8 protein-coding genes are annotated in these 12,539 nt (G+C 71.2%); 2 read left to right on the top strand and 6 right to left on the bottom strand.

Features of this window, described 5'->3' with window-relative positions; genetic code table 11:
- Nucleotides 1-233: 233 nt before the first annotated feature.
- Entirely contained in the window at nucleotides 234-908 is a 675-nt protein-coding gene (locus tag ACIQFZ_RS42160) for a formylglycine-generating enzyme family protein (protein WP_383062585.1), read from the top strand.
- Between the two features lie 632 nt (nucleotides 909-1,540).
- Here ACIQFZ_RS42160 and ACIQFZ_RS42155 read toward each other — a convergent pair.
- The 6 genes from ACIQFZ_RS42155 to xylB all read right to left on the bottom strand — a co-directional run bounded on the left by ACIQFZ_RS42155 (nucleotide 1,541) and on the right by xylB (nucleotide 10,868).
- On the bottom strand, nucleotides 1,541-2,761 hold the full coding sequence (locus tag ACIQFZ_RS42155) for a metallophosphoesterase (RefSeq protein ID WP_383062580.1): 1,221 nt from the start codon (nucleotides 2,759-2,761) through the stop codon (nucleotides 1,541-1,543).
- A 1,193-nt stretch (nucleotides 2,762-3,954) separates the two neighbouring features.
- Nucleotides 3,955-5,478, bottom strand: a complete 1,524-nt coding sequence (locus tag ACIQFZ_RS42150; protein WP_365776618.1) for an aldehyde dehydrogenase family protein — start codon at nucleotides 5,476-5,478, stop codon at nucleotides 3,955-3,957.
- Between the two features lie 124 nt (nucleotides 5,479-5,602).
- Nucleotides 5,603-6,916, bottom strand: coding sequence for a GAF domain-containing protein (locus ACIQFZ_RS42145; RefSeq protein ID WP_365428786.1), 1,314 nt, complete (start codon nucleotides 6,914-6,916; stop codon nucleotides 5,603-5,605).
- Nucleotides 6,917-6,964: 48 nt separating this feature from the next.
- Nucleotides 6,965-7,564: an N-acetylmuramoyl-L-alanine amidase gene (locus ACIQFZ_RS42140; protein WP_365428783.1), complete on the bottom strand. Its 600-nt coding sequence runs from the start codon at nucleotides 7,562-7,564 to the stop codon at nucleotides 6,965-6,967.
- Between the two features lie 553 nt (nucleotides 7,565-8,117).
- A complete protein-coding gene (locus ACIQFZ_RS42135) occupies nucleotides 8,118-9,326 on the bottom strand; it encodes an ROK family transcriptional regulator (protein WP_365428780.1) in 1,209 nt (402 codons plus the stop codon).
- A gap of 96 nt (nucleotides 9,327-9,422) precedes the next feature.
- Entirely contained in the window at nucleotides 9,423-10,868 is a 1,446-nt protein-coding gene (gene xylB, locus ACIQFZ_RS42130; RefSeq protein WP_383062575.1) for a xylulokinase, read from the bottom strand.
- Between the two features lie 178 nt (nucleotides 10,869-11,046).
- Here xylB and xylA point away from each other — a divergent pair, with 178 nt between their 5' ends.
- Nucleotides 11,047-12,213, top strand: coding sequence for a xylose isomerase (gene xylA, locus ACIQFZ_RS42125; RefSeq protein WP_402693842.1), 1,167 nt, complete (start codon nucleotides 11,047-11,049; stop codon nucleotides 12,211-12,213).
- Nucleotides 12,214-12,539: the final 326 nt, after the last annotated feature.

The raw sequence follows: 12,539 nt of genomic DNA, 5'->3' as shown, positions 1-12,539 counted from the left end.
TGGACCGGCACATGCCCCACCTGCCACCGCGGCATCCCCGCTTCAGCTCCGCCAGAACACCACCCACGCCAGCCAACCTAACGAAGTACTACTAGATCTCCTGCTTCATCGGGAATGCCCAACTGCTGGCGTCCGGCACCATGTGGGCTCAAGAGATCGTGGCCGGACGACCGGCTTGGCGGCACACCCCTTCCGGAGTGGTCTTCCGGGCTGTTCCCGGTGGGACGTTCCGGATGGGCTTGTCCGACGCGGAACTGGACGCCGTTCGTGCCATCGAGCGGGCCGACGGCGCCGATGACGACCTCGAGGCGTTCTTTGCTGGTGCTATCCGAACCCGGCCGGTGCGAGAAGTGCGGGTCGAGCCATTCCTGATCGCCCGGCATCCGCTTACGATGGCGCAAGTACGGCACTGGCTGCCCGAGTACGAGGACAGCTTCGCCGACTCGGCTTCGAGCACGGCCCGGTTCGAGGACGACATGGATGACCTGCTTGGGACGTTGCCGTTCCGGCTGCCCAGCGAGGCGGAGTGGGAGTATGCGGCCCGGGCAGGCACGACCACTCTGACCTTCCGCGGGGATGGGAGGCCGGACGAGGACCAGGTGCTCGACGACTTCGCCGACGAGGAGCGCACTGCCGCGGCTGAGAACGCCTTCGGGCTGGCGGCGATGGGGTCGGCAAACGAAATCTGCGCTGACGTGTGGATCCCGCATTTCACGGACGCGCCGGTGGACGCACGCCCTCGCACCGGGGACGGACCGCGGGTGGTGCGCGGAGGCGCCGGCGACCTCTATCCGTGGCAGGGTTGCGACGAGTGGCTGCTGTTGCTCTCCGCCACCCGCTACGAGTTCCAGGACTTCACCGCGGTCCGTCCGGTTGCACCTGTGCCAACCAGCCAGGCGGCATGCTGAGCGCAGAGGGGTGCGGTCATGTCGCCAGTTCGGAAGACCGCGCATGCGGATGGGTACTGACCTCGCAAGACGGTGAGCTGCACGTTTCCGGGACGCTCACCGGTGTTCCTCGCTGTTCTCCGTCGGTCGCTGCTCGATCGGGCACGCCGGGGACACGCTCAACCTTCACCGCGATCGGGCGCCGTGAGGTCCACCCACATCCACGGCTTGCGGTCCCACGTGCATACAGGGCCCCCTCATCCTGCCGTCGGCGCCGGCGACCGGATCAGGCCCAGCCGTCGGGTGAAGGGCCAGCGGTATGAGTGTCGAGCTGCGGATACAGGGCCCTGCCGTGAGTGGGGCGAACAAGAGGCGCCTGATGGTCGAAAGGCCAGGTCAGGCGCCTCTTTTCGAGTGCCTGGAAGAAGCCGAGCTTCTTCGGGGAGTACGACACCAGGAGGTTCTTCGTCTGCTGGTGGTACAGGCGTCACGCGTCGCTGACCTGTGTAAGCGTGGCTACGTGTGGCTCGTTGGAGCCTTCGGCCCGGGAATGGTCCGGATCTTGTCCTCGGCGAGAGGAGCCTGGTCATCTGTTGCCGCCGCACCCCTCAGCTCGTGGACAGCTCCAAGCCGATGTGTTGGCCCGCCCCGTGCTACGGCGAGGTGGGCAGGTGCGGGGAGCGGAGCACGAGCAGGGTGATCTCGCTGGGGGCGAAGACGCGGAACGGCGGGCCCCAGAAGCCGGTGCCGCGGCTGGTGTAGAGGAGGGTGCGGGTGCCGTGGTGGCTGAGGCCGGCGAGGGCGGGCTGGTCGATGCGGACCAGGTGGTGGAAGGGCCAGATCTGGCCGCCGTGGGTGTGGCCGGAGAGTTGGAGGTCGATGCCGTCGGCTGCCGCCCGGTCGACGAACTTGGGCTGGTGTGCCAAGAGCAGGACGGGCAGGCCGGGGTCGGCGCCGTTCAGGGCTCCGGCGAGGTGGGCGCGGTGGCCTGCCAGGCCGGAGGACTCGGCGGTGACGTCATCCACGCCGGCGACCACGAGGGTGTCGCCGCCGCGTTCGAGCAGCAGATGGCGGTTGCGGAGCGGCTCCCAGCCCAGCTCGTCCATCAGGTCGACCCAGCCCTGGGCCTCGCTGTAGTACTCGTGGTTGCCGGTGACGTATACACGGGCCCGGGTGGCTCGCACGGTACCGAGTGGGGCGGCCTGGGCGCGGCGGCGTTCGGCCGTGCCGTCCGCGATGTCGCCGGTGTGGCAGACCAGGTCGGCTTCCAGGGCGTTCACCGTCTCGCATACCCGTGCCGACCAGCGAGCGCGATCGAGTGGGCCGTAGTGGGTGTCGGTGATGAGGACGACGCGGATACCGTCCAACCCGGCACCCAGCCGCGGAAGTTGCACGTCCAATCGGCGCACGCGTGGCACGCGGCGGGCCTCGGCGTACCCCCAGGCGAGCAGCACGGCGGTTACGCCGAGGACGGCCCAAGTGACGATTCGGGCCCGGTCCTGGCTCTCGCCGACGCCGGCCACGGTCAGGGCGAGCCGCAAGAGGACCCCGATCAGAACGGACCAGGTGAACAGAATCCAGCTGGTGCCCAGCAGGGTGTCACCGATGATCGCCGCCCGGTCCTGCTGGCGCCGGCCGTGGCCGCGCACCATCGCGAGCGGCATACCGATGAGGCCGAGGACGAACAGGGCGGTGCCGACCAGCGTGACGGGCAGCGGCCAGTGCTGGCCGCTGTACAGGAGTACCCAGCAGGGCACGGTCCACAGCAGGACGGGGGCGATCAGGGGGATGTAGCGCATCAGGCGGTGCAGTCGGCTCTGCCGCGGCGCTTGCGCTTCACCCTCGGCGGGCCGGGTGTTGCTGGTGTCGGTCACGCTTCCCCTCCCTGACCAGGCTGCCGTCCCGCGCACTGTATCCGGTCGCCCTCGGGCCGGCCGGACCGGCGTTCATGGGCGCGGGCCCTTGGGACGAAGGGTTCTCTGCAGGATGGCAAGACTCCGCCGCAGACACCTCCCTTGGCATGAGCCGCGATCAGGGCGCCACCTGGCCCGGCTGGAGGGAGGCGAGGTCGTCGGTGGTGAAGTAGACGTGTGCCAGGTAACTGCCGGACCCATGGAAGGCCAGCGCGTAGGTCCGGCCGGGCAGCATTGCCTGCCGGCCGTAGGTTTGCGCGCGCCATTCGGGTGGTGGGGAGAAGAGTGGGAAGACGACACCTCCGTGGTTCGTCGCTCCCCATGCCTCCCACCCGCTGTCTTCCTGGTGCGCCTGGCCCCCGTCCGGATCATCAGTGCCGGCCTGTGCAGGTTGGGAGGCCGAGGAAGAGCCGACCGAGCCAAGTGGTGCCTCCTCGATCGCGGCTTCGCCTTCCCAGGGGTCCAGCTCCCCAGACGCATCCCCGAGAGGGTCTCGCCCCCTTCGCACGGCCGCAGTTCGGCCACCGGCTGCCGGTCGTCCCCGTTTCGCACCGCTACGAGCGGCAGGTCAGGGGGCTGCACCCACTCACCATGGTGAGACCCAACGCCAGGCACACCGCGCCGCACACACGTCTCATTCCCGCTCCCCCTCGGGGGCTTACTCCGAGAGTTGAGTCTGCCTGGGGAAAGAGTCGAGTTCCGTTCGGTCTCGGTTCGGACTCGCGCGCGGGCCAGGTGCCCTCCCAGGGCCTTGCGAGGTCCCGGGTTGGGTAGATCGCCCGGTCATGGCCCGTCATGCCCGTTGATGCTGGACCGGACGCCGATGCAGCCACGGTTTCGGTGATCATGTAGGTATCGAGTCCGCATGACCAAAACCGAAGATCGTGCCTGCTGCCTCAGCTTCTCCTATCCCCTCGGGCCTGGACCAACTGGCCCGCGCCCGCTCCCCGCGGCCACTGCCGGACGCGGTGTGCCTGGCCCGGTTTCTTGTCGGCCTGCCGGATCCACGCGATCGCGGTGGCCGGCGTTTCCCGCCGGTGGCGATCGTGACGGCCGCCGCGGCGGCGTGCTGGCCGGGGCGAGATCCCTGATCGCAATCACCGGAAAGGCGCCTGACGGGTGAAAACCCAGGCCAGGCGCCTTTTCGCATGCGTCTAGAAGAAGCCGAGCTTCTTCGGGGAGTACGACACCAGGAGGTTCTTCGTCTGCTGGTAGTGGTCCAGCATCATCTTGTGGGTCTCGCGGCCGATTCCGGACTGCTTGTAGCCGCCGAAGGCGGAGTGCGCGGGGTAGGCGTGGTAGCAGTTCGTCCAGACGCGGCCCGCCTGGATGGCGCGGCCCGCGCGGTAGGCGGTGCCGTTGTCCCGGGTCCACACGCCCGCTCCGAGGCCGTACAGCGTGTCGTTCGCGATCTTGATGGCGTCGTCGAAGTCGTCGAAGGACGTCACCGAGACCACCGGACCGAAGATCTCCTCCTGGAAGATCCGCATCCGGTTGTCGCCCTCGAAGATGGTCGGCTGGACGTAGTAGCCGCCCTTCAACTCGCCGTCGTGTTCGATGCGTTCGCCACCGGTCAGGACGCGCGCGCCCTCCTGCCGGCCGATGTCCAGGTAGGAGAGGATCTTCTCCAACTGGTCGTTGGACGCCTGGGCGCCGATCATGGTGTCGGTGTCGAGTGGGTGGCCCGTCGTGATGAGCTTGGTGCGGGCGACCGCCGCCTCGACGAACTCGGCGTAGTGACCCCGCTGGATCAGTGCCCGGGACGGGCAGGTGCACACCTCACCCTGGTTGAGCGCGAACATCGTGAAGCCCTCGAGCGCCTTGTCGCGGAAGTCGTCGTCCGCCGCCGAGACGTCGTCGAAGAAGATGTTCGGCGACTTGCCGCCGAGCTCCAGCGTGACCGGCTTGATGTTCTCGGCGGCGTACTGCATGATCAGCCGCCCCGTCGTCGTCTCGCCCGTGAACGCCACCTTCGCCACCCGCGGGCTGGAGGCGAGCGGCTTGCCCGCCTCCACACCGAAGCCGTTGACGATGTTCAGCACCCCGGGCGGCAGCAGGTCGGAGACCAGGCTCATCCAGTAGTGGATCGAGGCCGGGGTCTGCTCGGCGGGCTTGAGCACCACCGCGTTGCCCGCCGCGAGCGCGGGCGCCAGCTTCCAGGTCGCCATGAGGATCGGGAAGTTCCACGGGATGATCTGCGCGACCACCCCGAGCGGCTCGTGGAAGTGGTACGCCACCGTGTCGTTGTCGATCTCCCCGAGCGACCCTTCCTGCGCCCTGATCGCGCCCGCGAAGTAGCGGAAGTGGTCGATGGCCAGCGGGATGTCGGCCGCCAGCGTCTCGCGGACCGGCTTGCCGTTCTCCCAGCTCTCGGCGACCGCCAGGGATTCGAGGTTGGCCTCCATACGGTCGGCGATCTTCAGCAGGATGTCGGAGCGTTCGGTCACGGACGTGCTGCCCCAGCCCGGGGCGGCCGCGTGTGCCGCGTCCAGTGCCCGCTCGACGTCCTCCGCGGTTCCGCGCGCGACCTCCGTGAACGGCTGCCCGTTCACCGGCGAGGGGTTCTCGAAGTACTGTCCGCGGGCCGGCGGCACGTACTCGCCGCCGATGAAGTGGTCGTAGCGCGCCTGGTAGGAGACGATCGCGCCCTCGGTGCCGGGCGCCGCGTAACGGGTCATCCTGTTCTGCCTCCCTCAGCAGCGCTGCCCGCCGTTGGGCAGCTCTCGGCGCGAGGCTAGACATGCCGACGTTGCAAGGACGTTGCGGCGCGGGCCACCGCGGCGCTGTGCCGGGCCGGAGACGTCAGCGGGGTGCCGTACGGGACCAGCCGGGCGGCGCCGCCAGCTCCGCCTCCAGCGCGGCGAGCCGGGCCCGGGCCGTCGCGGTCGGCAGCACGGCGACGAGGGCCCGCCACACGTCCAGGTCGTCCTCGCCCCATGGCGCGTGCGCCCAGTCGGCCAGCAGGTCGGGGTCGCGACGGGCGATCAGCGCGCTCCGCATTCCGTCGGCGAGACGCTGCCGCAGCCGCACCACCGCGGGAGCCTGCGAGCCGGGCAGCAGCGGACCGGAGTACGCCGCAGCGGCCGCCGCGACCGCTCCCGTCTCCAGCCGGTGCTGGACGACCGCCACGTCCGAGCCGACCGGAACGGCCAGCCGGTACGGGCGCGAGGAGAGCAGCCCCGGACCGAGCACCCTGCGCAGCCGGGCCAGTTCGGCCCGCAGTGTCACCGGCGTCACCGACCCGTCCTCGTACAGCGCGCACAGCAGCTCGTCTCCGGTCAGACCCTCCGGGTGACGGGCAAGCAGCACCAGGATCTCGCTGTGCCGACGGCTCAGCCGGACACCGCGACCGCCGACCACCAGCCGGGCCTCGTCCCGGCCGAGCGCGGTCAGCTCGGCAGCGTCGGCGGCGGGCCGGCGTGGGGCGAGCAGCGCCAGTTCGGACTCGGCGGCCCGCGCCACCGCCCGCACGAAACCGAGGCTGTGCGGGTGGGCGAGCCCGTCCCCACCGGTGATGTCCACCGCGCCGAGCACCTGTCCCGTGCGCGGATCGTGCACCGGGGCCGCCGCGCACGTCCAGGGCTGGACGCGCCGGATGAAGTGCTCGGCCGCGAACACCTGCACCGGGCGGTCCAGGGCGACCGCCGTGCCCGGCGCGTTCGTCCCGACGGCGGACTCCGACCAGCGCGCGCCCGGCACGAAGTTCATCCGGTCCGCCTTGCGCCGCGTCTCCGGATGCCCCTCCACCCACAGCAGTCTGCCGTGCGCGTCGCACACCGCGAGCAGATGCTGCCCGTCGGCCGCGAACGTGCCCAGCAGCTCCCGGAACAGTGGCATCACCCGCGCCAGCGGATGCTCCGCCCGGTAGGTGCCGAGGTCGCTGTCGGCGAGTTCCACGCTCGCGGTGCCGTCCGGCCCGACACCCGCCCGCGCGGACCGCCGCCACGAGTCGGCCACCACCGGACGCACCGGGCGCGGCACCGCGCCCACCGCGGTGAACGTCTCGTGCGCCCTGCGCAGGGCCAGAACACGCTCGGCAGGGTCGGCACCCGGCTCCAGGGCCACCCACGGATCGGTCAATGCGGCCTCCCCGGACGGCGATGCGGCTAGGGACATCGTCACTCCCGGCGCGCGCCCGGACAACCTCTTCGCCCGGGCTCGCCGTCAGGCGAGGTTCACCAGCCTGATGTAACGCACCCAGTTCCAGTTGGGCCCGGGATCGGTGTGGTCCGTGCCCGGTACTTCATAGTGCCCGATGATGTGCGCGCGGTCCTTGGGGATGCGGTATCTGTCGCAGATCGCCGCGGTGAGTCTGGCCGACTCCTCGTACAGGGCGCTGGTGAAGTAGGCGGGCTTGTTCACCCAGCCCTCGTGCTCGATGCCGATGCTGCGCGTGTTGTAGTCCCAGTTCCCGGCGTGCCAGGCGACGTCCGACTCGAGGACACACTGCGCGACGTGTCCGTCGGCGGACCGGACGACATAGTGCGCGGACACCTCCTTCTTCGGGTTCTGGAAGATCGCCAGGGTGCTGGCATAGGACTCCTGGGTGACGTGGATGACCACCCGGTCCACTGAGTAGCTCATCGGCCGACTGGAAGCCGAGTAGTTGGAGTTGCTCGCCGGCCGCCACACGGCTTCCGGGTAGTCCACTGCCTGGGGTCGCGCGCCGGCCTGCGCGGCCGGAAGCAGCGCGTAGGGGACGGCGGCCAGAGCGGCGCCCTTGAGCAGGTGTCGTCGGCTGGGGAGAGATCGAGACCGTTCCATGGGCGGTGGCCTTTCTGTGGGGGAGTGGCGGTGCGGGTGTCCGTGGGGAAGTGGGGCGGGAGGTCGGTGGGGAGGTGGGGCGGGAGCCCGGTGGGTGGGGACGTGGTGCGGCCCGCGGTGAGTCTCGCTCACCGACGGCCGCTCCTTGCGGAGCTTGGCCACGCACGCGGAGTCGGTGTCACACGGATCGGTCAACGGGGACTCGTCGGCCCGGGTGGCCAACTGGCTGGGGAGGCCGGGGTCCGGCCTGCCGAGCCCGCGGTCGCACACGGGTCACTTCACCGCAGCGACCCGGGATATCCCGAACGCGTCCACCGGCCGGCGTGCCTCGCCGGCGGACAGGACGTGCGTGCCCGGGACAGCTCCTGTTGCCCCCGTCAAGTGAACCCCTTCGTCCACCTGAGATCCGCGGTCGACCCGACTCGACGGCGGCACCTCGCGTGAATCACGTTACGGGGCTCGCGGGTTGGGCAGAGGAGCCCGACGGGGTTCGGTGGACTCCCGGGGAAATGTGGAAAATTCCGCCACTCGATCGGGTGAAGTGGACCTGCGATCAGGCGCGTTCGGCCACCGCCGCCGGGTCGTCGAGGACGGCACGCACCACCGCGTGCGCGGCACCCAGCAGCGGCCCCTCGGGGCCCAGCCGGGACACGGACACCGGACAGGCGGGCCCCGCGGTCCGGCTCGCCAACTCGGCCTCCAGGGAGGGCAGCAGCCAGGGCGCGAGTGCGGCCAGGGCCCCGCCCAGCACGACGCTCCGCGGGTCGAGCAGATTGACGGCCCCGGTCAGCGCCACGCCCAGTGCCCTGCCGGCGTCGCGCAGGGCCCGCCGTACGTCCTCGTCGCCCTCGGCGGCGCGGGTGGCGAGCAGCCCGACCCGGCCTTCGCCCGGCTCCAGGCCGGCCGCCCGCAGCACGGCTTCCTCTCCCGCGTACTGCTCCAGGCAGCCGCGGCCGCCGCACGGGCATGCGGGCCCCTCCGGTTCGACCGGCACATGCCCCAGCTCGCCCGCGAAACCGCGCGTCCCGCGCAGCAGCCGCCCGTCGACCACCACGGCGGCACCGATGCCGATCTCCGCCGACACGTGCAGGAAGTCACGCGGTGTGTCCTCGCCGAGCCAGAGTTCCGCGAGTCCGCCGAAGTTCGCTTCGTTGTCCACCGTCAGGGGCAGGCCGGGCGGCAGCAGGGCGCCGAGGTCGGTGTCGTTCCAGTCGAGGTTGGGAGCCCGCACGACCGTACGGCCGTCCCGTGCGATCAGTCCGGGCACCGCGACCGAGAGCCCCGCGGGCCACAGGTCCTGCCGCTCCGCCTCGGCGACGACCTGTCGTATCAGCGCGGTGAGTTCGCTCGTCACCGGTTCGGGGGAGCGGCCCCGGTTGGTTCCGTGGCGTACTGCCCGTGCCCGCACCTGGCCGCGCAGATCGACCACGCAGGCTGCGAGGTGGTCGACCCCGACCTCCGCGCCGACCCCCGCGGGGCCGTGCCCGCTGACGGCCAGCGCCGAACCGGGGCGGCCGACCCGGCCGGGCCGCTCGGGTCCCAGCTCTTCCAGCAGTCCGGTCCGGACCAATTCGTCGACGAGGGTCGACACCGCGGCACGGGTCAGTCCGATGCGTGAGGCGACCGCCGCCCGCGACAGCGGCCCCTCGGCGCGGACGGCGTGCATGACCCGTGCGAGGTTGCGGCGGCGCATGCCCTGCTGGGTGTCGGGCAGCGCGCGCCCCGTACCGGCCGGGCGGGCCTCGTGCAGCGGTGCGGTCATGCCTCCGTCGTCCTTGGTCGGTGTCCGCCGGCTCCGCGCCGAACGGTGCGATGCGGGCGGACGGCCGTCGGACGGCCGTCCGTCAGCAGGTGTCCGTCAGGGGGTCCGCGTCCCGCGCTCCAGCAGCGGTGCCGCATCGGAGAGTACCCCGGAGATCCTGTTCAAGGTCGCCTCGTCGCGTTCCACCGCGACCAGCACCGGGCCGTCGGCCGTCCGCCAGCGGCGGGCGACCGCGGCCGGGTCCTCGCCGGTGAGCAACCCCGCTGCCTGGGCCGCGGCGCCCAGCGCGACCAGCTCTCGGGCCTCGGGGATCTGCACGGGCCGCCCGGACAGGCGCCGTACGGTCTGCTGCCAGGCCGTGCCCCGGGCGCCGCCGCCGATCAGCAGCAGCGGGGTGGTGCGGTCGGCGTCCTGGTCGAGCACCAGGTCCAGGGCGCCGAGCAGGGCGTGCACGGCGCCGTCGTAGGCGGCCTGCAGCAGCTGTCCGGCGGTGGTGTCGTGGCGCAGCCCGTGCAGCAGCCCGGAGGCGTTCGGCAGGTTCGGGGTGCGTTCGCCGTCCAGGTAGGGGAGCAGGGTGACGGACGTACCGGGTTCCACGGCCTCGCGGTCCAGGCCGAGCAGGGCGGCGACCCGGTCGACGGCGAGCGTGCAGTTGAGGGTGCAGGCCAGCGGCAGCCAGTCACCGCGCGCGTCGGCGAAACCCGCCACCGTTCCCGACGGGTCGGCGGTCCGGTGGCGCGACACCGCGTACACCGTGCCGGAGGTGCCGAGACTCAGCACCGGGGTTCCCGGCCGCAGTCCGAGGCCCAGGGCGGCGGCGGCGTTGTCACCGGTGCCGGCCGCCACCAGCGTGCCCTTGGAGAACGGCAGGTCGTGGCTGTCGCGCACGGTTCCCGCCACCTCGCCGGGGCGCACCACCCGGGGCAGCAGCGCCGGGTCGAGCCCCACATGGGCGAGGATCTCCTCGTCGTAGGCCTCGGTCGTGGACGCCCACCAGCCCGTACCCGAGGCGTCTCCCCGGTCGGTCGTGCCCTCGCCCGTCAGATGCTGGGTGAGGTAGTCGTGCGGCAGGCGCACCGCCGCCGTCGACCGCGCCGCCTCCGGCTCGTGCTTGGCCAGCCAGGCCCACTTCGTGACCGTGAAGGAGGCTCCCGGCACGCTGCCCGTACGCTCCGCCCAGGTCTTCGGACCGCCCAGCTCCTCGACGAGACGGCGGGCCTGCGGGGCCGAGCGCACGTCGTTCCACAGCAGGGCCGGCCGTACCGGGGCGCCCTGCGCGTCCAGGGTCACGAGTCCGTGCTGCTGGCCGGCGATCGACACGGCGGCGGCCTCGTGGGCCGCTTCACCGCACTGGTGCAGTGCCTCGCACAGCGCGTCCCACCACTGGCGCGGATCGCTCTCGCGGCCGTCACCGGACGAGACGGTGTGCGGCGCCTGGCCGCTCGCCACGACCTGCCCGGTGGCCGCATCGACGACGAGCACCTTGGTGGACTGCGTGGACGAGTCCACACCGACGACGAGCGGACCCTCGGCTGCTGACATCGGCTCTCCCTCTTTCCGCGGCTCGCGGGATCTGACCTGCGGTCTCATGGTGTACACGGCCCGGCGACGCGGGTGCCGTCCCGGTCTGGGCCCTCTGTTCCCTTCCCAGGGATGCGTCGGCATACTAATTTGTAAATCGCCATGACGAAATAGTCGCAAGCGAGCAAGGAGCCGCGGCATGAGCTACCAGCCCACCCCCGAGGACAGGTTCACCTTCGGCCTGTGGACCGTCGGCTGGCAGGGACGGGACCCGTTCGGCGACGCCACGCGCCGCGCCCTCGACCCGGTCGAGTCGGTGCAGCGCCTGGCCGAACTCGGCGCACACGGCGTGACCTTCCACGACGACGACCTGATCCCCTTCGGGGCCTCCGACACCGAGCGCGAGTCGCACATCAAGCGCTTCCGGGAGGCGCTCGACGCGACTGGCATGACCGTGCCGATGGCCACCACGAACCTCTTCACCCACCCCGTCTTCAAGGACGGCGCGTTCACGGCCAACGACCGCGACGTGCGCCGGTACGCGCTGCGCAAGACGATCCGCAACATCGACCTGGCCGTCGAACTGGGCGCGAAGACGTACGTGGCCTGGGGCGGCCGCGAGGGCGCCGAGTCCGGCGCCGCCAAGGACGTGCGGGCCGCTCTGGACCGCATGAAGGAGGCATTCGACCTCCTTGGCGAGTACGTCACCTCCCAGGGCTACGACATCCGCTTCGCCATCGAGCCCAAGCCGAACGAGCCGCGCGGCGACATCCTGCTGCCCACCGTCGGCCACGCGCTCGCGTTCATCGAGCGCCTGGAGCGCCCCGAGCTGTACGGCGTCAACCCCGAGGTCGGCCACGAGCAGATGGCCGGGCTCAACTTCCCGCACGGCATCGCCCAGGCGCTGTGGGCGGGCAAGCTCTTCCACATCGACCTGAACGGCCAGTCCGGCATCAAGTACGACCAGGACCTGCGCTTCGGCGCCGGTGACCTGCGTGCCGCCTTCTGGCTGGTCGACCTGCTGGAGAGCGCCGGCTACGCGGGTCCGCGCCACTTCGACTTCAAGCCGCCGCGGACCGAGGACCTGGACGGCGTGTGGGCGTCGGCTGCCGGCTGCATGCGCAACTACCTCATCCTCAAGGAGCGTTCGGCCGCCTTCCGGGCCGACCGGGAGGTCCAGGAGGCCCTGCGCGCCGCCCGGCTCGACCAGCTGGCGCAGCCCACGGCGGCGGACGGTCTGGAGGCGCTGCTCGCGGACCGCTCGGCCTTCGAGGACTTCGACGTCGAGGCGGCCGCCGCGCGCGGGATGGCATTCGAGCGGCTCGACCAGCTCGCGATGGACCACCTGCTGGCGGCGCGCGGCTGACACGGAGGCGTCCGGCTCCCGGGGCACACACGCGTGCGTGCCCCGGAGGGTCCGTACGCGCGTGCGTGCCGAGGGGTCCGCACGCGCGTGCCGTGGACGCCTCGGGCGGCACGCGTCCGTCCGCCTGTGACTGGTCCCGCGTGGAATGCCGCGGAACCATGTGATCCATCGGATAGCTAGCGAGGGGACCCGTGCCTTTAGGCAGCCTTTAGGCATGGGGGAATCGCTTCTCAGGACTGCTCTGACCTCAACTGTCCACACGGATCTGCATTGTTGACCTGAGCTAGATGTGTGGTGTGTGTATAGTGATCGCGTGGCTGTGACGC

The sequence above is a fragment of the Streptomyces sp. NPDC093064 genome, assembly GCF_044754605.1.
In the GTDB taxonomy this organism is placed as follows: Bacteria; Actinomycetota; Actinomycetes; order Streptomycetales; family Streptomycetaceae; genus Streptomyces.
This window is presented reverse-complemented; position numbering and strand designations above follow the sequence as displayed.